The 21,413-nt window shown below is 28.5% G+C and carries 21 protein-coding genes and 15 tRNA genes; 3 read left to right on the top strand and 33 right to left on the bottom strand.

The genetic code is table 11. The features are described 5' to 3' along the window. Both potA and C4Q29_RS03585 read right to left on the bottom strand, forming a co-directional pair. Positions 1 to 1,035, bottom strand: coding sequence for a spermidine/putrescine ABC transporter ATP-binding protein (potA, locus tag C4Q29_RS03580; RefSeq protein ID WP_103981459.1), 1,035 nt, complete (start codon positions 1,033 to 1,035; stop codon positions 1 to 3). Positions 1,036 to 1,047: 12 nt separating this feature from the next. Beyond that, a complete protein-coding gene (locus tag C4Q29_RS03585; protein WP_103981460.1) occupies positions 1,048 to 1,587 on the bottom strand; it encodes a helix-turn-helix domain-containing protein in 540 nt (179 codons plus the stop codon). Between the two features lie 297 nt (positions 1,588 to 1,884). Between C4Q29_RS03585 and C4Q29_RS03590 the strand changes: the two genes are divergently transcribed. Next, positions 1,885 to 2,550, top strand: coding sequence for a cysteine hydrolase family protein (locus C4Q29_RS03590; RefSeq protein WP_103981461.1), 666 nt, complete (start codon positions 1,885 to 1,887; stop codon positions 2,548 to 2,550). Positions 2,551 to 2,609: 59 nt separating this feature from the next. Next, entirely contained in the window at positions 2,610 to 3,779 is a 1,170-nt protein-coding gene (locus C4Q29_RS03595; RefSeq protein WP_103981462.1) for a hypothetical protein, read from the top strand. 48 nt (positions 3,780 to 3,827) lie between these two features. Here the strand turns inward: C4Q29_RS03595 and C4Q29_RS03600 are convergent, their stop codons facing one another. The 3 genes from C4Q29_RS03600 to C4Q29_RS03610 form a co-directional block, all read right to left on the bottom strand. Further along, positions 3,828 to 5,132, bottom strand: a complete 1,305-nt coding sequence (locus C4Q29_RS03600) for a cytosine permease (RefSeq protein WP_103981463.1) — start codon at positions 5,130 to 5,132, stop codon at positions 3,828 to 3,830. A gap of 156 nt (positions 5,133 to 5,288) precedes the next feature. Next, positions 5,289 to 6,467 (bottom strand): tRNA uracil 4-sulfurtransferase ThiI, encoded by a 1,179-nt coding sequence (thiI, locus tag C4Q29_RS03605; RefSeq protein WP_103981464.1) that lies wholly within the window; start codon positions 6,465 to 6,467, stop codon positions 5,289 to 5,291. Continuing rightward, the gene (locus C4Q29_RS03610) at positions 6,464 to 7,561 is read right to left on the bottom strand and encodes a cysteine desulfurase family protein (protein ID WP_159459204.1); all 1,098 of its coding nucleotides are present in this window, start codon (positions 7,559 to 7,561) and stop codon (positions 6,464 to 6,466) included. Before C4Q29_RS03610 ends, thiI begins: the two co-directional genes overlap by 4 nt. A 62-nt stretch (positions 7,562 to 7,623) precedes the next feature. Between C4Q29_RS03610 and C4Q29_RS03615 the strand changes: the two genes are divergently transcribed. Next, complete coding sequence (locus C4Q29_RS03615) at positions 7,624 to 8,592, top strand: ribonuclease H-like domain-containing protein (RefSeq protein WP_103981466.1); 969 nt, start codon at positions 7,624 to 7,626, stop codon at positions 8,590 to 8,592. Here C4Q29_RS03615 and C4Q29_RS03620 read toward each other — a convergent pair. From C4Q29_RS03620 to C4Q29_RS03755, 28 genes are all read right to left on the bottom strand, one after another. Then, positions 8,585 to 9,238, bottom strand: coding sequence for a hypothetical protein (locus C4Q29_RS03620; protein ID WP_103981467.1), 654 nt, complete (start codon positions 9,236 to 9,238; stop codon positions 8,585 to 8,587). The two genes, C4Q29_RS03615 and C4Q29_RS03620, sit on opposite strands and share 8 nt — an antisense overlap. A gap of 64 nt (positions 9,239 to 9,302) precedes the next feature. Beyond that, positions 9,303 to 9,379: transfer RNA gene (locus C4Q29_RS03625), tRNA-Ile, on the bottom strand. 17 nt (positions 9,380 to 9,396) lie between these two features. Next, positions 9,397 to 9,473 (bottom strand) — tRNA-Ile (locus tag C4Q29_RS03630). Between the two features lie 4 nt (positions 9,474 to 9,477). Further along, positions 9,478 to 9,553: transfer RNA gene (locus tag C4Q29_RS03635), tRNA-Trp, on the bottom strand. A 21-nt stretch (positions 9,554 to 9,574) separates the two neighbouring features. After that, positions 9,575 to 9,650, bottom strand: a tRNA-Phe gene (locus tag C4Q29_RS03640). 44 nt (positions 9,651 to 9,694) lie between these two features. Then, a tRNA-Ser gene (locus tag C4Q29_RS03645) sits at positions 9,695 to 9,786 on the bottom strand. Positions 9,787 to 9,795: 9 nt separating this feature from the next. Beyond that, positions 9,796 to 9,884 (bottom strand) — tRNA-Ser (locus tag C4Q29_RS03650). Positions 9,885 to 9,889: 5 nt separating this feature from the next. Then, positions 9,890 to 9,965, bottom strand: a tRNA-Lys gene (locus tag C4Q29_RS03655). A 4-nt stretch (positions 9,966 to 9,969) separates the two neighbouring features. Next, positions 9,970 to 10,045, bottom strand: a tRNA-Gln gene (locus tag C4Q29_RS03660). Between the two features lie 3 nt (positions 10,046 to 10,048). Further along, a tRNA-Arg gene (locus C4Q29_RS03665) sits at positions 10,049 to 10,125 on the bottom strand. A 1-nt stretch (position 10,126) separates the two neighbouring features. Next, positions 10,127 to 10,200, bottom strand: a tRNA-Gly gene (locus C4Q29_RS03670). A gap of 36 nt (positions 10,201 to 10,236) precedes the next feature. Further along, positions 10,237 to 10,322: transfer RNA gene (locus C4Q29_RS03675), tRNA-Tyr, on the bottom strand. Positions 10,323 to 10,329: 7 nt separating this feature from the next. Beyond that, a tRNA-Thr gene (locus tag C4Q29_RS03680) sits at positions 10,330 to 10,405 on the bottom strand. A 20-nt stretch (positions 10,406 to 10,425) separates the two neighbouring features. Continuing rightward, positions 10,426 to 10,502 (bottom strand) — tRNA-Asp (locus tag C4Q29_RS03685). A gap of 18 nt (positions 10,503 to 10,520) precedes the next feature. After that, positions 10,521 to 10,596: transfer RNA gene (locus tag C4Q29_RS03690), tRNA-Val, on the bottom strand. 7 nt (positions 10,597 to 10,603) lie between these two features. Continuing rightward, a tRNA-Glu gene (locus tag C4Q29_RS03695) sits at positions 10,604 to 10,678 on the bottom strand. Between the two features lie 136 nt (positions 10,679 to 10,814). Further along, a complete protein-coding gene (locus tag C4Q29_RS03700) occupies positions 10,815 to 11,318 on the bottom strand; it encodes a hypothetical protein (protein ID WP_103981468.1) in 504 nt (167 codons plus the stop codon). Next, positions 11,311 to 12,582, bottom strand: coding sequence for a hypothetical protein (locus C4Q29_RS03705; protein ID WP_103981469.1), 1,272 nt, complete (start codon positions 12,580 to 12,582; stop codon positions 11,311 to 11,313). Before C4Q29_RS03705 ends, C4Q29_RS03700 begins: the two co-directional genes overlap by 8 nt. Positions 12,583 to 12,589: 7 nt before the next feature. Then, a complete protein-coding gene (locus C4Q29_RS03710) occupies positions 12,590 to 13,090 on the bottom strand; it encodes a prepilin peptidase (RefSeq protein WP_103981470.1) in 501 nt (166 codons plus the stop codon). Next, positions 13,068 to 14,105 carry a hypothetical protein gene (locus C4Q29_RS03715; protein ID WP_103981471.1) on the bottom strand — a complete coding sequence of 346 codons (1,038 nt, stop codon included), beginning with the start codon at positions 14,103 to 14,105 and terminating at the stop codon, positions 13,068 to 13,070. Before C4Q29_RS03715 ends, C4Q29_RS03710 begins: the two co-directional genes overlap by 23 nt. Next, complete coding sequence (locus tag C4Q29_RS03720) at positions 14,068 to 14,553, bottom strand: hypothetical protein (RefSeq protein WP_103981472.1); 486 nt, start codon at positions 14,551 to 14,553, stop codon at positions 14,068 to 14,070. Before C4Q29_RS03720 ends, C4Q29_RS03715 begins: the two co-directional genes overlap by 38 nt. After that, on the bottom strand, positions 14,553 to 17,144 hold the full coding sequence (locus C4Q29_RS03725; RefSeq protein WP_103981473.1) for a DUF5702 domain-containing protein: 2,592 nt from the start codon (positions 17,142 to 17,144) through the stop codon (positions 14,553 to 14,555). The genes C4Q29_RS03720 and C4Q29_RS03725 overlap by 1 nt, the downstream gene beginning before the upstream one ends. A 1-nt stretch (position 17,145) precedes the next feature. Then, positions 17,146 to 17,664 carry a hypothetical protein gene (locus tag C4Q29_RS03730; RefSeq protein ID WP_103981474.1) on the bottom strand — a complete coding sequence of 173 codons (519 nt, stop codon included), beginning with the start codon at positions 17,662 to 17,664 and terminating at the stop codon, positions 17,146 to 17,148. After that, complete coding sequence (locus tag C4Q29_RS03735) at positions 17,645 to 17,818, bottom strand: Flp1 family type IVb pilin (protein WP_103981475.1); 174 nt, start codon at positions 17,816 to 17,818, stop codon at positions 17,645 to 17,647. Before C4Q29_RS03735 ends, C4Q29_RS03730 begins: the two co-directional genes overlap by 20 nt. A 9-nt stretch (positions 17,819 to 17,827) precedes the next feature. Beyond that, positions 17,828 to 18,685 carry a type II secretion system F family protein gene (locus C4Q29_RS03740; RefSeq protein WP_103981476.1) on the bottom strand — a complete coding sequence of 286 codons (858 nt, stop codon included), beginning with the start codon at positions 18,683 to 18,685 and terminating at the stop codon, positions 17,828 to 17,830. Next, on the bottom strand, positions 18,685 to 19,386 hold the full coding sequence (locus C4Q29_RS03745) for a type II secretion system F family protein (RefSeq protein WP_103981477.1): 702 nt from the start codon (positions 19,384 to 19,386) through the stop codon (positions 18,685 to 18,687). Before C4Q29_RS03745 ends, C4Q29_RS03740 begins: the two co-directional genes overlap by 1 nt. Further along, positions 19,379 to 20,569, bottom strand: coding sequence for a TadA family conjugal transfer-associated ATPase (locus C4Q29_RS03750; RefSeq protein ID WP_103981478.1), 1,191 nt, complete (start codon positions 20,567 to 20,569; stop codon positions 19,379 to 19,381). Before C4Q29_RS03750 ends, C4Q29_RS03745 begins: the two co-directional genes overlap by 8 nt. Next, positions 20,563 to 21,399 carry a hypothetical protein gene (locus tag C4Q29_RS03755; RefSeq protein ID WP_103981479.1) on the bottom strand — a complete coding sequence of 279 codons (837 nt, stop codon included), beginning with the start codon at positions 21,397 to 21,399 and terminating at the stop codon, positions 20,563 to 20,565. Before C4Q29_RS03755 ends, C4Q29_RS03750 begins: the two co-directional genes overlap by 7 nt. Between the last annotated feature and the right edge of the window lie 14 nt (positions 21,400 to 21,413).

Genomic DNA, 21,413 nt, shown 5'->3' on the forward strand with positions numbered 1-21,413 from the left:
TTAGTCCTCCTTATTCATTACGTGGATTGCATCTGGAATTATCTTCAAACCTACTTGACTATTAATTTTTGCATCATTGATTGAATGAATTTTATAATCAAATCCCTCTGCATTAACAATCATTTCCCAATGAACACCCTTGAAGGTAATTTCTTTAACCACACCACTTATCATCCCTTGGTCTACAGGAACTATTTCAATATCTTCAGGTCTAATAACAACATCTACAGGTTGATTTTTATCAAAGCCCTTGTCCAAGGAATCAAATACGTGGTTAGAAAACATAACTTTTTTATCCTCAACAGCTATAGCATCTAGTATATTAGATTCACCAATAAATTGAGCTACAAAGCTATTTTTAGGTTCATTGTATATGTCTATAGGGCTTCCTATTTGTTGAATTTCCCCCTCATTCATAACAACTATTGTATCCGACATAGTCAAGGCTTCTTCTTGGTCATGGGTAACATAAATAAATGTTATGCCAACTCTTTTTTGAATGTTCTTTAATTCAATTTGCATGGACTTTCTTAGTTTTAAATCTAAAGCTCCAAGCGGTTCATCTAAAAGTAATAATTTAGGTTTATTTACCAAGGCTCTAGCTATAGCAACCCTTTGTTGCTGTCCTCCAGATAGAGAGTCTATTGATCTTTCTTCAAATCCTTGTAGGTTTACTAGTCTCAACATTTCTTTTACATCTTGGTCAATAGTTTCCTTATCTACCTTTTTTAACTTTAAGCCAAAGGCTATATTTTCATAAACATTTAGGTGTCTAAATAGAGAATACTTTTGAAAAACTGTATTTATATTTCTTTTATATGGTGGAACATCTGCAATATCTTTACCTGCAAATAAAACCTGTCCAGAACTTGCTTTTTCAAAACCACCTATTATCCTTAAGGTTGTAGTTTTACCACATCCCGAAGGTCCAAGTAAGGTTAAAAATTCATCTTCTTGAACATATAGATTTATATCATTTAAAATTACATTGTCACCATAATCTTTTCTTAAATTTTTTAATTCTATTAAATGCATACTTAACTCCTATTAAAAATTAGGCGGATTTGAGATCCATAAAACTTTACTTTCGTCATCATTTATATTCTTTATATATCTTTCTAAATCAGAAAAAATATAAAAGGTTTCACCTTGTTTTAATATATATTCTTCATCTCCATAGTGAAGCTGAACCATTCCTTCTAAAACATAGGCAAACTCTTCCCCTTCATTTGGGGCATACCTTCTACTTTCTCCATCTTTATCCAGGATTAAAATTATAGGTTCCATCTCGTTTTTTACAGAGTTCGGAACAATCCACTTCATTTGGTGTCCTAGTTTTTCATTTGTCCCAACAAAAAAATCCTCTTCCTTAAATACTTTTTGCTCTTCCTTCTCTTCAGAGAAAAAATCTCCCAAATTGGTTCCTAGAGCTTCTAAAACATTTGAAAGTGTATCAACTGATGGAGAATTCAAATCTCTTTCAAGCTGAGATATGAAGCCCTTTGTGAGCTCAGACCTATCAGCCAATTCTTCTTGGGTAAGGTCCATTTTCCTTCTCAGTGATTTAATTTTATCACCTATATCCATTTTTCACTCCTAGCTTTTATACTTTATTTTTAATTAAATTCTTAATATATTAAACTAAGATTTATTATACCACTATAAACTTAAAATACAATATTTAAAAGTTTAATTTATTACGTTTTTTATTAAACAGAGCAAACGTTAATTCACGTGAAAATTAATGTTTGATTACGTTTTCTTAATAAATTATATAATTTGTATTTAATTTGTTGATAAATGATTAATATATTTGTAAAAAAACATTGTATATAATATATTATTTTTATATATGATAATATAAATAAATTTAAGGAGAGTTAAATGACAAGAAAATATTGGGAATGGAAAGCTCCATTCGAAATCAAACCAGAAGAAACCGCATTAATCATTGTTGATATGCAAAAGGGATTTGCTGATGAAACTGGTGCACTATTCACACCTCAAGCTAAAGAACAAATTCCAGTAATGGTTAAGTTGAAGAAATACTGCAATGATCATAACATTCCAGTGTTTTTATCAGCTTTTGCACAAAGTGAAGATTTCCACCATGAATTCTATTGGTTTAGAAATGAGGAAAGAGGATTACTAAACGAAGATGGAAGCGAAAAATTAAATACAAAATCTGATGATGCTGAAATAACAGAAGCATTAGCTCCTAGAGATGATGTTGATGATGTATATTTCCAAAAATATACTTATTCATGTTTTGCAAAAACAGATTTAGAAGAACAATTAAAAAAACGTGGAATAAAAACTCTTATAATAACAGGAACCGTATCTAGTTGGTGTGTAGATAGTACAATTAGAGACGCTTACCATAAAGATTATAATGTTGTAGCTGTTCCTGACGCAATTAGTGCTTACCCACATGCAGGAGCTAGTGAAGATCAGTGGAACAATATGTTGTTTAATTTATGGGCAGAAGGATTCGGTAGAGTAGTTCCTTCCGATGAAGTTATAGAGGAACTTGAAAAAAATAAAAAATAGTAGATTGATACCCTTCATATCTATGAAGGGTATTTTCTTACATAATAATAGAGGTGATTATGAATAACAAAAAAATTAGTAGAAAAAATATATTACCCGGTTTTATATTTATGATAGCTTTATCATTACTTGTATATAAAATTACAAATATATTAAAGCCTTCAGGTGAAATTAACCAGTATTTAAAACCGAGTGGAGACATATTAAAAGGAGTTGTTGAAGGAAATATATTAGATAGGTTAAGATGGTCTATAATGGATTGGACGCAAGGTTCATTCATGGGATTATTGCCTGCATCTTTAGGAATGCTTATTTTTTCTTATCTAGGTGCATATTTAGAAAGAAAAAACTCAAAATTTATGGGAACAGGAATTGATGGAATTGGATTTATTTTTACTAAAATTTCTATAGCAGCATTTTTAGCTTCATTCTTGAATTTATTTGTTTGGTCCAATTTCTTAGCAAATGGATGGTCAGTTTCTTTTGCTCCATTTTTAACAACCATTTCTTATATAATGTTTTATGGTACTGATTGGAAAAAAATAATTACTATTATTATATTTTCAGTATTATTAGCTTTTCCGCTTAGCCACTATGCTATGATATATATAACTATCCCGTTAAATATTCCTGCATATGTTGCTGTTGCAATCGGACTAATTTGCATGGTTTTAATTACAACTTTACTATTTAAATTTATGCCATGGATGAAAAGAAGCTCTAAATCTAATAATTCAAATTCAATTGAAAAATATACTATGAAAAATGAAAATTTGTTTTTTATACATAGAGTTTTTGGTGATTTTGGAGAATTAAATTTCTGGGGATCCTCATACGCTGGTATGGCTATGATTTTAGGTTCAATGCTATCTTTGTTTTTAAATATTGATCACGGCTCAAGTAGTCTAGATTTACTATTAGCTAGTCAGCTTATAACTGCAACTCTTTCAGTATTTATTTATTATCACGAATGGAAGACTATTGGATGGTCATATACTTTTGGTAGTATATTATTTACTTCAGCAATTGTTGCTTTATACCCTATTAATATGTTGACATTAGCTATCACTATAGTTATTGGCGCAATTGCATGTCCATATACAATCAAAAAAGTGGTACAAATTACTAAACTTGGTGATACCGTTCCTGCAATTTTCTTTACTCTTGTTGGGGTTGGTAGTTTAGTAACATTATGGTCATTCTTTTTAACAGCATTCATCCTTAAATAAATTATACCTAAAAAGCAGATAGAACTAAGTTCTATCTGCTTTTTAATACTATATAATTTTTTCTTTTATTACTTCTGCTTTTGATTTCAATGTAATTGTTGAGAATATAGCTTGTATTACGAATGATACTACTAAAACGTTAATTGCTGGTATACCAAATTTTGGTAAAATATAATTTGATGCAACTCCTGCTGCATAAGCAATCAAGCTTAGATAATTCCATTTCGGTAATAAATTATTTGCTTTCTCTAGTACTGGAGTATTTCTCCTCCATGTAAATAGATAATCAGCTATTACTACACCCGCCATTGGAGGGAATGCTGTAGCTAGGAAGCTTAACCAAGCTCCAAAATACTTATAAAGTCCTAATAATCCTACTAAAGTACCTATAGTACCGAATATTACTAATAATTTCTCTCTTTTAATTTTAGGAAATATAGAAGCTAAGTTCAATGAACTTGAATAAGCGTTTCCTTGAGCTGTTGACCAAATATTAGCAAATAATCCTATAAAAGCTAATGATAAGAATCCTTGTCTTTGTAATATATATGCTATATCTGATTCTCCATATACTAACATACCTACTATACCAATCATTAGCATAAACGGCCCACATATATATAAACCTATTGCCATAACTGATGTAGTTGTCTTAGTATCTTTTGAAAATCTCATAAGATCAGGAGCCCATGAACAAACACCATTTACCGCTGAACCTACTGCTATAGTTATCAACTGAGTCATTGATAGAGTAGCTTCTTTATTTATAGCGAAAATTCCTCCTTGATAAATGCTATTTGCATCTTTAAATCCAACGAATATCGCTATTAATCCTACAATTGTAACTGCTATTGTAGCGAAAATCCCTACTTTGTTCATAAGCTTTTGGCCTCTTAAAGCAGAATATACCATTAAGAAGCCAAATAATAATATTACCGGCCATCTTGGAATAGCTGGAAACAGAGTATGTGTAATATCGCCCATTAAATAACAGTTGATAGAAAACCAACCCATCAGTGTAAGTGTTGTAAACAGTGAAATAATCTTTGCACCATTTAGCCCAAAGCTAAATCTGCTTAATAATCCAAATGATAATCCTGTTTTCATGGATATTAATGATGTTGCCATAGCAATTACAAATAATATACTGTAACCTATGAAAACAGCTAATAAAGCATCTCTTAAACTGGAAGCCCCATTGGCTATTTGACCACCAGCACTCATTATTGTAACTGTAAATACATAACCTATCCAAGTAAATACTAATGAACCTACACCTCTTCTCTGTGAAGCAGGAACTGTACCTGTACTAAACTCATTATCTGTTTTATTAACAGGAACTTCTTTTGCCATAAACACCTCCTATTTATTTTGTTTTTTGATTAACTAATCTAATTAAGCATATCTCATTTTAATACCATTTGTCAAGGTTAACTACCTTTAATCGGCTAAATTAAGCTTATTATAACTAATTATTTATATTAATTAAGATCTTGTTATTTACTTAAATTAATCTAAATTATCAATATCAATCTTCACATGTTCTAAAGTTGCTAAAGCATCTTCAACTAAGCTATCTATATCCAATTTTTCTTCCTCTTTTAATATGTCTGAAAGTCTTGGCTTGGTAGCAGGACTATCAGGTGCAAAAAATGAACAGCAATCATCAAAAGGCTCGATAGATATATCATAGGTATCAATCATTTTTCCCTTTTCAATAATATCTTTCTTATCCATATTTATCAGTGGTCTAAATATTGGTAATTTGCTTGCATCATTTACCACAGAAATTGATTGGATAGTTTGGCTGGCAACCTGGCCTAAAGCCTCCCCTGTTACAAACCCGTCTATCCTATATCTATCTGCCAATATATCGGCTATTCTCATCATAAATCTTCTAGCGATTATAGTGGTATATCTTGGTCTGCAATTTTTATTTATAGCTGTATAGATATTTAATAGGTTGATTTGGTAATAATCTATTTGACCAAGGTATAGGGATAATTTTTGTGCTAGTCTTTTAGCCTTGTATTGGGCTCTTTCTGATGTGAATGGATATGAATGGAAGTGTACACAAGCAATTTCAACCCCTCTAGATGCCATTTCAAATCCTGCAACTGGAGAATCTATACCTCCTGATAGTAATAAAAGTGCCTTTCCACCTGTACCTAGTGGCAAACCACCAATTGTTGGTATCTTGTCTAAATACAGGTAAGCATTCTTTCTAATATCTACATGAACTTCTACTTGAGGGTTTTTAATATCCACCTTGAAGTTTTCAAAGTTTTTAAGGACAAAACCACCAACTTTTGCTGCTAATTCCATAGAATTCAATGGATATTTTTTATCAGACCTATTGGCAAAGGCTTTAAAAGTTTTTTCTTCTTTGATATTACTTTCTTCAATAAGATACTTTATTCCATTTTCTATAGAATCCAAATCTTTTTCTACCTGCAAAGTTTTATATACATAAGATAAACCAAAAACCATTCTAGCTTTTTTTATAATTTCTGGAAAATCGTCCTTATTGACTTCTACAAAAAACTTTCCTGAATCAACAAAATTATCACCTAATTGAAAGTCTTCTAAGGCTTTTAATATTTGTCTTCTAGTTTGATTGATAAAGGTATTTCTATTTTTACCCTTTAACATAAGCTCACCAAAGCTTACTCCTAATAACCATCTCATCCTATAATTCTCCTAATAATTTCAACTTTTTCTCTTATCTTATCAACTACAATTTTTGCTTCTTCCATAGTGCTATCTTTTTGTAAGGATAGTCTAATACATCCACCCTTATAGCTATCTTCTACACCTATAGCATCTAAAACTCTTGAATCATGGCCTTTGCTACATGCAGATCCTGTAGAAACATATATTTCATCCATTTCTAAGTAATGAAGTAAAATTTCCGCACCAATATTCTTAAAGCATATATTTAATATGTAAGGTGAGGAATCTTCTTCTGCTGATAATATTTTTACATCTTCAATCTTAGAGATTTCTTGCCTTAAATATCTATTTATCTTACTAATATTATCATAATTATTATCTAACTCTGTAGCTTTGGCAAAGGCTACAATAGCGGGTAAGTTCTCCGTTCCTGAAAATAACTTTAGTTCTTGGCCACCACCAAAATATAAGCTATTAAAAGATGATGGATCTTTTATATATAGGGCTGCTATCCCCTTTGGCCCATTTATCTTATGGGATGATATAGTATAGAAATCTATATTCCTTAAATCTGTACATATCTTTTTGAAGGCTTGAACACCATCAGAATGAAAATACAGCTTAGGATTTTTTTCCTTAGCTAATTCAGCTAATCTATTTATATCATTTATTGATCCTAATTCATTGTTAACATGCATTATAGATACTAGACTTGTATTTTCGTCAATCTTACTTAGCATATCATCCTTATCTACATAGCCATATTGGTCAACTTTTACAAGTCTTAATTCTGCTTCAATATTTTTTCCAGCTTCAAAAATGCTTGGATGCTCTGTTTTACTTATTAAAATATTTGAACCCTTTTTATCAAAAGAATGTAAGACTGCATTATTTGCAATAGTCCCACTTGGAACAAAGAATAGATTTTTATCAGAAATTGATAAGCTATTTGCTATCTGTTTTCTTGCACCAGTTATTTGCTTTTCAGCCTCAAAGCCTAGTCTATGTAGCGAAGAAGGATTAGCCCAATATTTATCATAAGCATTATCCATAACTATTTTTACTTCATTATCAATTTTTGTGGTTGATGCATTATCAAAATATATCATTAAATCCTCCTTTATGATATGATAAAACATAATTATTATAACAAATTAAAGGGCTTTATACTATGAAAATCTTGAAAGATTCACTAAAAGATCTACAATTCAATGATAAAAACTCAATAGTTTTAGATATTGAAACTAGTGGTGTTTCAAGAATTAATTCTAGGATTATTGTCGCAAGTTTATTAGATGAAAACGGACAATTTACCCAGCTAATAGCCAATGATCCAGAAGAAGAAATTGATTTACTTGACTACTTATACCCATATATAAATAATAAAAAAATAATTACCTATAATGGCGAAAATTTTGATATTCCCTTCTTAAAATCTAGGTATATCTATCATAAGCTTGAGCCCTTTGAAGAAAAAGAACAATTTGATTTATATAGGTATTTTATAAAAAATAGATTAATACTTGATAATAACCTATTTTCATTAAAAGATATTGAAAATCATTATTCTATAGATAGGTTTGAAAATTTTGAACAAGACTATGATATAGAATTTTATAGTGATTTCATTAAAAATCATATAGGAAACGAGTCTAACTTCTATCTTCTAGAAGATCTTTTATTAGTACTTTTACATAATAAGTACGATGTTATCAATACCAGAAAATTATTAAATGTCGTTGATGATATTGAAAAAGAAAAAATAATTGACCTAGAAAACTTTAATAATAAGAATAGATTATCCTTTGAGTCCTCGAAAATTGAAGACCTCTATATCGATAAAGATTTTCTAAAAATAAGATTGAAATTAAAAGATAATATAAATGATTTCTTTTATTTAAATAATCTCTATAAATTAGAAATAACTGGTGAATATGTTCATTTAGATATTAGTATAAGGCAAGGCTATTTATCCCCTAATCAAATTGGTTATGTTCATATAGCTGAACAAATAAATGAAGATTTTTCAAATAAAAAATATAATCTTCCAGCAAATATTATCTATATATTTGATGGAAGATTTAATCTCGATAATATTAAATTGATAATTAAAATGGCTTTTAATAGCTTTTTTAATTAATAGTTACATAAAATAATTCAGCAGCCACTAAAATTTCTGGGATAGATATATAGTCACTAGTAATTTCTACTATGTAGGATGTATCTCCCTTGTCATATAGGCCTACAAACTTACTTGCATAAGAATTATTATTTATATTAGATACTAAGACTTGTCCAAAAGTATCTTTCATAGTTACAAGACTTGAGGAATCAGTCTTGTATTTTTTTGTGAATGAATCAAGATCAATTTTATCCTGAGCTAGTATATTAATTTCATAATCATATTCAGAATTATGAATTATATACTTAGCATCATTATTAAAAGAGGTAGACATTGCTTTATTATTAATCTTATATCTTAAATCTTTTGTTCTTTTATCCTGAAGATTTTCATCATCAAACTGATCAAGTAGATACTTAGTCACTTCTTTTCTAACAGTTCTAACTTCCTCTTTTTGATTTTCTTTTCCATTTGCTTGCCTTAATTTATTAAATTGTTTGTCTGCTTCACTTAATTTATCGGAATCGGAATTCCACTCAGAAGTAGCGGAACTTGTACTATCTACATCTTCTTTATTACTGCATGAAGTTAATAAGATAGCGATTAGTAAAAATACTATTGCTTTTTCCATAATTTTTTTTAGATTTGTAAGTTTTTTTATCATTATTCTCTCTTTCAATTTTTCAGTTTACAAATATAAAAAAAACGTCTATAAATAGACGTTTTCCTGGTGGGCCATCGGGGACTTGAACCCAGGACCTACCGGTTATGAGCCGGGCGCTCTAACCAACTGAGCTAATGGCCCAAATATTAAAAAATATTTGGTGGACCTGGGTGGACTCGAACCACCGACCTCACGCTTATCAGGCGTGCGCTCTAACCACCTGAGCTACAGGTCCATATTGGCAGGGGTAGAAGGACTTGAACCCTCAACATTTGGTTTTGGAGACCAACGCTCTACCAATTGAACTATACCCCTACATTTCAATAGGTTAATAATTGGTGCCCAGAGCCGGAATTGAACCAGCGACACACGGAGCTTCAATCCGTTGCTCTACCTACTGAGCTATCTGGGCTAAAATTGATCTCTATTTTATATAAAAAATGAGAAATACCTTTTTGGCGGAGAAAGAGGGATTTGAACCCTCGCGCCCCGTTACAGGGCCTAACGCGTTAGCAGTGCGTCCTCTTCAGCCTCTTGAGTATTTCTCCAAAGTCAATTGGCGGAGAGGGTGGGATTCGAACCCACGTGCGCTTTCACGCTAACGGTTTTCAAGACCGCCCCGTTATGGCCACTTCGGTACCTCTCCTAATTTGGTGATCCATCGGAGGCTCGAACTCCGGACACCTTGGTTAAAAGCCAAGTGCTCTACCTACTGAGCTAATGGATCATATTGGCTGGGGTAATAGGACTCGAACCTATGAATGCAAGAGTCAAAGTCTTGTGCCTTACCGACTTGGCTATACCCCAACATGGCGAACCTAAGAGGATTCGAACCTCTGACACACGGCTTAGAAGGCCGTTGCTCTATCCAGCTGAGCTATAGGTCCATGGAGCGGGTGAAGGGAGTCGAACCCTCGCAACCAGCTTGGAAGGCTGGGGCTCTACCACTGAGCTACACCCGCATATCTCTTATTTTATTGTCGCCATTAAATAAATTTTGGTGGAGGAGAGAGGATTTGAACCTCTGAAAGCGAAGCTAACGGATTTACAGTCCGTCCCCTTTGGCCAACTCGGGAACTCCTCCGTAAAATTGGAGCTGGTGAGAGGACTTGAACCACCAACCTATTGATTACAAATCAATTGCTCTACCTATTGAGCTACACCAGCTTAAATACAAATTATTTAATTGGCGACCCGGAAGGGACTCGAACCCTCGACCTCCAGCGTGACAGGCTGGCATTCTAACCAACTGAACTACCGGGCCATTTAAAACAAGAATATATGGTGGGCGCTATAGGACTTGAACCTATGACCCCCTGCTTGTAAGGCAGATGCTCTCCCAACTGAGCTAAGCGCCCATATATATGGTGACCCTGCCGGGACTCGAACCCGGGATACCACCGTGAAAGGGTGGTGTCTTAACCGCTTGACCACAGGGCCACAACCTGCGACTTTATAAGTATATAATACTAAAAATATTTTGTCAAATCTTTTTTGTAATTATTTTATAAAATCTTTTAAGCTCTAGTAGCTTTTATCAAGTACTCATATATAATACCTAATATATTATTCTTTGTCAAATCTTTTTTTTATTATCCTTAAAGCTGCTTATTATCTTGCTTATATAAGAGTATTTTTCTTTTTCTTCTGTCTTTTTTTCTATTTTTTCTTCAGATAAGACTTTTATTAACTCTTTTTTTTCTGCTTTCTCATTTGTTTTATTTATTAATGTAAATATATTATTTAACTTAGGATCTTCTTTATATTTAGTTTCTACCAATATATTTTTAATTAAACTTTCAAAACTCTCTGAACTTTCTTCTTCTTGAATACTATAATATAATTTATTAACATCTATATAAATTTCTTTTATGTTCATGTTTATATCTTTGTCATATATCATGTAATTATTGAAATCTAAAAAGTCTTTAATTATATTCTCTATAAGAAATTTTATCCCTACATAATCCAATCCCCTACTTATATATGTTGATAAATCTTCAAAATCACTCTTTTCATCTTTTAATTGATCTATTTTATTGTTTTTAATTACCTTTTCTATAAATATATTTCTATTCATTTATAAACCTCTTTAGTCGTATCATATAATACTTATCTTCTTTCTTTGTAAAGCTAATTCCTTCCTCATTAAATGGATATATCTCATCTTCAACTTCTTTTATTACTTTTAGATTTTTATTTATTATCTTATACCTGTCATTTTCCTTTATAAGACCTATGTCATTTGAAAATGAATATGCTTGATTGAACCCCTTATCACTTACACTGTTAAAGTCTTGATCTATGTAGGTCCACTTATTTTTGTTTTTTACAGCTATATGCTGACCATATGAAAAATCTATATCATCATATTCATCTGAGTACTTGTCTTTACTAATGTCATATATTTTATATTTGTTGAATTTCACAATGACTTTATTATCATAAATTGCATTATTTCTACTATCTATTTTAAAATCTTGACCTTCAAGATTACTTATTAACTCAAAATTTGTATCAATTATTTTTATTCCATCATCAATAATAATGGCCTTTTTATCTATAAAATTTGAAGCCTTCTTATAGGCCTTTGACTTAATAACAGAAGACCTATCAATATAGATTTGCCCACTACTAGTATTTTTTACTATATAAGGATGCTGGAAACTAAAGTATTCTACCCCATCAAAATTAGCTCTTATATCATTCTTCTCATCAATAACCAGAGTGTTAGCTTGATTTATTACTGTTAAATAAGGATACTTCCATCCTAATATATCTTCATTTTTACTAGAATGTTTAATTTTTCCTTTATTAGTGATTAAATACCAAAAGTCATCTTTTTTACCTATATATTCCTCATAATCATTTAATGTATATTTTATTTGATCAAAAGATTCCCCATATATCACGTAATCAGATAGATACTTATCCATATATTTGTTCTTAAGTTCTTCATCTAATTTAAGAAAAAATTTATTGTATTCTTTATACATTTCCTTATCATCTAAAATTTTTAATATATTTTCTTGTATCTTATGTTTTTTCTCTTTAGGAATTTTATGCAAGTCAAAATCTTCAATACTCATATTAATAGCTGTATTAAATTCTTCCAAAGCTAAATAACTCTCAGCTATCATTAAGACATCTTCTTTTAATAAGTCTTCTTTATTCAATTTTTCAAACTCTTTTATAGCATCTTTATATAATTTTTTATTATAAAAAGCTTGGGCATAGTTTCTTTGCTTAACTACGTAATTAGACTTGTTTCTATAAGTTAAAACTAAAAATGCAGATATTATTAAAAGAATGCTTAGAATTGCAAGATTTATAATTTTCCTCATAATTACCTCAAATTAATAAGTATGATAATAAAATAAATGGACCTAGGGGGAATTTATAAGATTTCTCTTTTTTCATTATTAAAAAATATATCCCTACTAAAAATATTATTATTGATAATACTAATAATAATTGTATTAAAAAGACTCCTCCCTTAACTATAAAAATAGCTGATAGAAGCTTTACATCCCCCATTCCAAGACCTAGGTCCATCATTGATAAGACAAATAGAAAAGATAAAAAGATCATTGGTATGAAGTCGAGTTTTAGATCACTTTGATTAATATATAATATTTTAATTGGTATTAATAATAAAACTAAAAAGTTAGGTATAATATATTCTTTGATATCAATTATTGATATTATAAGCAAAATGCTTAATATAAAATAATCTTTAGCTGGATATAAAATATAGAATAAAGATGATATTAATAATTGAAAGTAAAATATCTTATTTGATATATAAAAATTTTCATCCAAGTATTTTTTAAATATTATTGTTAGAAACATCCAAAGCCCTTTCCATATAAATAAATTCTATATTTCCTATTTTCTTTATTTCATTCATATAAGATGATAAGTCTGTTTTATCTAGGGCCTCTTCTGGTAATACTATAAGGAGTTTAGAATTTTTCCCTTTATACTCCCCCTTATATTTAGAAATATTTTCCAACATTTTATTATGATAAATAGATAGCTGCTTTATAAATTCTTCTTTTAATAAATACTTTCCAGAAGTCTCCTGAGAATAAGTAGATTTAAATATGTTTAAGGAGTAGACTTCAACTAAGCTATCACTTTCTTCATCATAGAAATCCAAACCATTACCAATTTCAATAGGATTGTTTGAATTATCTCTTAATAATTTGGCAAAATATCTTCCTCTTTCAAAATTAGTTTTTTGCCATATACTATTATTCAACGTATTACTATGGTAAAGATTTTCTACAGGACTTGCTAATAAATAATTTTGCTCCACCTTATTTTCGAAAGAAAACATAGAAAATTTATCCAGTTTATAAGTATAAGTTAAGGCTATTTCTATATTATTTCCATCTTCAAAAATTTTAAGTTTGCTTATTTCAAAGTCTTTTTCTTTAAGCAAATTAGATTTGTACAAATTATGATTTATCTTATCCAGCTTAGCTAAAAACATTCTTTTTACAAAATCTTTAGTAATATTCTTTTTAATTGAGTTGTAAGAGTCCTCTTTTGCCTGGCTAGATATCTTATTGAATACATTAGATAAATTTATTTGTACATCACTTAATTCTTCACTTATTAAGTCTTTATAAATACTTGAATCAAAAGATTCAGTAGCCAGATCTTTAGAATAATTTGCTGAATCTACAATTTGCATAAGTAAATTTAATTCTTGCCCTGTTTCATAAAGACTTTTTCTTGTATAAGACTCAAACATAATGCTATAAGCAACACTATTTATAATAAAATAAGAAATAACAAAAACTATAAAGACTAAACTAGCCTCAATACTTATTGCCCCACTTTTTCGTGACTTCGTCATATAATTCTCCTGCATCATTATCCTTGCTAGTTACTAATAAAATAAGCACTTTTCCATTCTTGTTTATTAGTTTAATTTTTGAAGAGTTAAAATCTCCAGCATCACTATATAATTTGTATTCATCATTCGATATTTTTTCTAAATTGTACTTTCCATCCAAGGGAAAATCTTTAACATTATAAAAATTTAAGCCATTAATAAGCTCTTTCTGTAGGTCTTCATTCTCGTTTATTTCTCTTACAAATATTATATTTTTATAATCCGTAAAGTAAATTCCATAACTCCCATTTTTTTCTGCATAATGTTTTGACACTTGTAAATCCATAATTTCCTTAGAAAAATCTGTATAAGCATATTGGCTCATATCCTTGTAATTATCTTTTTTGTCACTAATATCATTAGCACAGCCGCTTAACATAAAGGCTAAAAGCAAAAGCAAAATTTTCATTAATAAGCACCTCTTTTCTTCTCTTCGATTTGACCTATTTTTATATATTCTTTTAAAAAATTAGTATTTATTTTAATGGACGAACTTAATTCAAAACTGACTATAATATTTGAGATATTAAAATTAGGACTAGCTTTCTTTATCTCATGGTCTATAACTAGTAAAGCTCTTTTAAGTATAGAATCCTGGTCGGAACTAGATAATCTAAATAATGTTAAAGCAAATAAGTAGTCTTTGTAATTAAAAGTTAAGCCACTTTTATTTCCTGATGAATTATTGTAATCTCCACCTAAGTCACCTATATACTGACTTATTGCCTTGTCTATAGATTCCTTCATTTTAATCTTATTATTGGATATAGCCTCATTAATATTAGTTTTAAGTTTTTCATTAACAGACCTAGTCTTTGATTTAACTTTATTTTCTATATCCTTTACTAGAGAATTAAAATAAGCCAATATAGTGTTTTCTTCAATATTTTGAAATTCTTTTAATACTTTATTTTTGATATAAACAAAGACTTCTTTTTTTATATTGATAATTAATTCAGATTCCCCATTTATATTTTTTTCTATATTATCTAAAACATTTATTAATTCTTTCTTAATGTCAGTAGTTTCCATGCCTAAAGTATTTACCAATAAATTTTGTATAGGATTTAGAAATTCAGCTATGATTTGTTGACTTATACCATCAATAGTTTGCTTAGTAAATTCATTTACCCTATCTTCTATGGAATCTAAAGAATCTGCTGAATAATCCTCTATAGTTTCATAAATATTATCCAGGGCTGAAGAAGTTATTTTAGATAAATTGTTGGCTATAATATTATCTAAGTTACTCAAAGAAACCTGCCAAGAAGCTTTATTTTTAAAGGCAACTAGATTTTCAGCCTTGTTTAAGGTCGATATATCTATAAAACTTTCACCAACACTCATTCCCGCTAATAGTAAAGACCTCAATATGGGCACTCCAAAACTAGTCCATCCACCTATTGCTGTTGCAACCATAGTCGCTTCTCTAGTCAGGTCAGCATTGGTGTATGCATACAAAGAATTCAACAAAAATCTAATAGAAAAAATTGAAGCTTGTATTATATTTTCATTTTTAGATAAGGAATTATGACCAAATAAAATATATTCTAATTGACTATTAAACTCATTTCCACTTAACTTATCAGAAAATTTATCTACTAAATACATAGAAATTAAAATATTATCTTTTGAAGTATTCACCTTTTCTGGGATTATGGTATCTGTTTTTTTTAGAATATTTTTGTAAGAATTATAATTCTCTATATTATCTAAGTTGCTATCAATATCTAGTGAGAAATTATCTAAAAGCTTTTTTTGATTTTGGTTTATATAATCTTCAGCATATTTTTTTGAATCATTTTTTACTTCTTTAGACTTTTTAGCCAAGCTTGTTATCTTTTTTCTATTCTCCTTAGCTTCTTTTTTCTCTTCTTTGTCTTCTTTAGTTTTTTCTGCTTGATTAACAAGCTTATTATAAATCTTATATTTTCCTAGTAAAGGAAGTTTTTTTAGGTCCATATCTGATGTATTTATTTGCTGGTAACTGTTAATTAGACCATCTGATTTCAAATGCTCACTATTATTTTCTATAAAAGAAATAACCTTATTTATATTGTTTTCATTTTCTTCTAATTTTCCCAATAATTTATCAATATTCTCTTTATTGAAATCTAAGTTTGCACTATTAAGCTCTGCTTTAATATTGTTCTGAATTTCTTTATTTTTAACTTTTGACAGTTCCTTATTCAAATCTTCCAAACGCAAATTAGATTTATAAATAGCTTCATCAAGTTTTTTAAGGTCTTTAATAATTGATGTGTATACCTTATTCATGTCACTTAGTTCTTTTAACTCTTTATTTTTATCATCCTTAAATTTCGAAATTATATTTAATATTTCTTCATTTTTTTCTTCCTCTTCACCATCTACACTATCAATTTCTTCCAATAAATTTGTATAGTCCTTAGCTTGCTTTGTTATTATTTTATTGATTTCTTCAACCTTATCCTTGTAAGAGACGAAGTTTTCCCCTATTTTTTCAAGATTTAAATTGATTTTAGAATACTCTTTTTCATAATCATATTTTTTATCTAAAAGCTTACTGTAGCTTTTTGATTCAGACATCATATTAACTAAATTATATACACCATTTCCAAAATCATAAGTAGCTTTTAGACTCATATAATCAATTATCTGCTTTTTAAAATTATCTGTATTTATTAGTAGGTCTTTGTCTCCTACATCTAAATTTAAATTTTCTAAATGAGACTTATAAAAATTACTATAGTTGTCTTCAATATTAGATTTGGCAATAACATTAGCATATTCTTCTAGGTAAGATTGATCTTTATCTATTCCTAAAATATTGTAACTTTCATAAAGATCCTTGTTATAATTTGATAAGATAGAATCCACTACGATATCATTACTTATCCTAAGATGGTTCTTAGCAGCACTGATTTTGCTGGTATCTATAGTCAATAAAGCAAAAGTATAAACTGGTAATATAATTAAAGCTAAAAATATAGATACAAAACCCTGTATAGTTTTTTTCATTTTAATTACCTACCATCTTCTCTATGAGAGGATTTTTAGATGTAAATATATCACCCAACTTTATCCCCTCAATTTCTTTTTCTTTAAATTCCTCATATAAAAAATTTACAAAATCTATTTTTCTTTTTGAATCAATAAGGTATACCTTTGAAAAATTATACTTGTTAGCTACCGAGTCCTGACTTACACTAATAGTATTTTTAAACATATTTTCACTGCTTTTTAGATCTATTGGATTTTGTGAAAGACGACTTAATTTTGTATTTAGATCTATTTCAGCATTAGTCAGTAACTTTTGGTCTATTTTTTTCCATATTTCAAAATCTTCTGAAACCTGGTCCATTATTATGCTTGTTTTATAATATATATTTTCACTTGCTATAGATTTGTTTATTGTTTTAAGAGAAATTATAAATAATAGGCTAAGCAAAAGAAATAAAAAAGGCATTAATAAAGAACTTTCAATAAATTCAACTGATCCCCTATTTTCTTTTATTTTTTTAGAAATTATTGATATCATTTTCTAATCTCGTAAATATTGTTTTTAATAAATTTTGCATACTATCCTTGAAAATAACAGCTAATATTATAACCACAATTAAAATCAAAACTATGGCTATCATATTTATTTCACCTTTTTGACTTTTTAATTTGTAAAATATATTACTTAACATGACCCCTCCTTATAGTGTATTTAAAAGCACTGGCAACATTACTGTGAGCATTATACCTACAAATATGACTATATTAGGTATTAATAGCTTCCTATTTACTTCTTGACTTTCCAATATGACTTGAGTCTTTCTATATTCATTAGTTTCTTTTTTTATAAGCGTCAGTGATTGATTTATATCATCTGAACCTGTTTTAAAATTTTGTACTATACTGCTAATAAACTTCCTAATTAAAATATCTTCATTTTTTATAGAAATACTATTGAAAGCCTCTTCTTCAGACATACCATTTCTTACCATAGTCAAAACTTCTGCTATATTCTGACTTATCCCATCATTCGATTTTTCGACTATATAATTTAAAGAATCCCTTAAATTTATACCAGATTCAAGCATCAAGGAAAGTCTAGACACAAAATTTGGTAGGTCAGATTTCATTTTGTTTTGGATTTTTAAATATTTTTTAATTTCTATATGGTCTAAATAATAAAGAAAAATTCCGACAAATATTGGATAAATTAGAATAAATATTTTTTCTGTAGATAAGGAAAATGCGATAATAAAGAAAATATTAGAATAATAAAGAAACATTAACTTTTTAGCTTGGTGTATGAGTAAAAAATCTTCGTAGATATTTTCTCCATAATGATTTTTTATAGCTATTTTAAGCTTACTTGAAGTTATTAAGTTAAATAATTCATTCTTGTTTTTTATTAATAACATGAAGGGTAAAAAATACCCAAGATACTTTGACTCAATCCTTATATTTTTACCTATATAATCTATTTCTTCCCTATGAATATAAGAATATATAAGAAATATAAAATGGATTAAAACGCTTATCACAAGCAAAATTATACTTAGCATTAAATCTCCTTACTTACAATTTTATTTCCAAAATAAAATGATACAAGTATTAAAATAAATATTGGAAATCTAATTAAATAATCAATATAGGTTAATTGCCCAGGATTATTCATCCTTAACATAACCATTACAAACATTGGCAATATACACATTATTAAGAATTCCTTTTTACCATTATCCGTAATAGTTGATAATTCAAGCTCTAATGATATATTTTCATTTAATATTTCTTTAGCATTATAGGTAACTTCGGATACATTAATCCCAGATTTCAAAGAAATAAGTAAACTATCTATAAAAATGTTAGCTTCTTCTAAGTTAATATTTTTCTTAAAATCTAATAGTGCATCTTCCATACTAAAGCCATTATTTATATCTTCTATAACTTTCTCAGTTAACATAACTATCTCACTATCTATAGTAAAAAGATTTTTAAGTTCCAAACGTGTGTTATCTAAAGCTTGATATAGGTTTTGACCAGAAATTAAATTAGAATTTAATATATCCAAGAATTCTCTAAACATGATTCGTTTGTTTTTAAAATTCAGTCTATTTAAATACTCATAAACTATAATATATAATTTGAAAGATGCAAAGAAAGCAATGAATAAGGCTAATATTAATTTCTCAAAGAAAATATAAGCATATAAAAATATAATAATATAAGTTATTATAAGACTTTTCACCTTTACTCTATCCATTAGCTATCCACCTTTCTAATTTATCCTTATTAGTAAGATTATCGCTAAACTCAATCTTGTCTGTTTTATAATTATATTTATAAAGACTTTTTATCATTAAATCACCAGAATCATCTTTAAGCATTTCAGCAACCTCGATAACTCTTCTTCTTTTTGAATCTACCCTGTCTAGGTGAATTAAAATTTCTATCGAAGAATTTATCATACGTCTAACAGCTTCAATAGGAATTTTTTCTCCTGATCTTAGGACCATGGTTTCTAATCTAGATATCATATCCTTAGCCGAATTAGCATGAGCGGTTGATAAGGATCCATCATGACCAGTAGACATAGCTTGAAGCATATCAACTGTTTCATCTGACCTAACCTCTCCTACTATAATCCTATCGGGTCTCATCCTAAGCGAATTTTTAATAAGATCTTTTATAGTGACCTTACCCTTGTTAGAACTGTTAGAATTTCTAGTTTGCAGACTAATTAGATTTTTCTTGTTTTGAATTTGCAGCTCTCTAGAATCTTCTATGGTTATAATCCTTTCATTATCATCAATAAAATTTGATAAAGCATTCAAAAATGTTGTCTTCCCTGATGATGTACCTCCTCCAATAATAATGTTATATTTAGCTTTAACAAGTTTTTCTAAAAAAACTGCAAGTTCTTCAGTTAGACTTCCACTATGGATTAAATCTTTCATACTTAATTTGTGCTTGGAAAATTTTCTAATAGTAATTATTGGATTATGGTTACTAATTGGTGGTAAAACAATATTGACTCTTGAACCATCATATAAGTTTGCATCCACAATTGGATTGGAAATATTAACTTCTCTACCAGAATCGCTAACTATTTTTTGGATTATCCTATCCAGTTCTTTTTCTGACCTAAAGCTGATATGAGATTTAAAAATATTTCCTTCTTTTTCAATATAGATTTGATTATATGAATTTATCATTATTTCATTAATTAAATCATCCTCTAAGAAATATTCTAAAATTCCCAAACCTCTAAGGTCATAGAACAATTCCTTGCTATACTTATTTACTTGGTCTATTTCAAGTTCAATTTTATTTTTTGAAGCATAAGATAAAATATAGTTATTTAGATAAATAATCAATTCTTCATCATTTAATTTTAAAATATCAGAATTATCGATTTGTTTTCTTAATTGGTCAATATCTAACATAATTCACCTATAAATTGGTTAAAAGTTAAATTTTCATTGTTTTGATTAGTAATTTTTGTAATCTTTTTATTTTGATAAACTTCTATTCTTGGAATGTCCGAATTTATTAAAGTATCTAAAATATTAGCATATTTATCTTTTGAATAATGATTTTCTAATTTTTGATTAAAGAATATTATAGAATCAGATTTATTTAACAAATATTTGTTTTTTTGGTTAATATAGGAGCTAAGATTAATTATAATATACTCATAGTCCGATTTTTTCACACATTCTAAGACCTTTGAATAATTAATCTCTTTGTCCATTTCTAAAGGAATTCTAGTATTTGATAGGTAATAATAGTTTTGAATTTTATTTGTTAAAAAGCTATTTTCTTTATTTTTATTTAGAAGAAGATTATCTACTGATATTTGAGAATTATCTTTGCTGAACAAGTAAAAATTAGTCATGTCAACTAGTAAAAGTTTCGCTTTAGCACCAATATTTAGTAAAGTTTTATTTAGAAAGTCATTTTGAAGCTCGTTAGAAGAAAGGTTAACAAATGATATTATTTTAGCTCCTTCGTACTTCCTTTTATTTTTGTCATATTCATTTTTAATCAAAGTAGATAGCTTATCAATAGCTTGATATTTCTCTTTATCAGTTGATAACTTTAATGACCAATATTCTTTCTTTATATCATAATCTGTGATAGTTAAAGTAGATAATTCAAGATCATCAATATTGTTTTTACATACTATATCAAAAGACTTTAATTCTTTTGATAAAAAATCTTTTAATCTTTCTCCATAGTAAGTATCCTTAAAAAATATATTTATTTTTTTCATATTTCACCACCTGA

The sequence above is a fragment of the Helcococcus massiliensis genome, assembly GCF_900258485.1.
Classification (GTDB): domain Bacteria; phylum Bacillota; class Clostridia; order Tissierellales; family Peptoniphilaceae; genus Helcococcus; species Helcococcus massiliensis.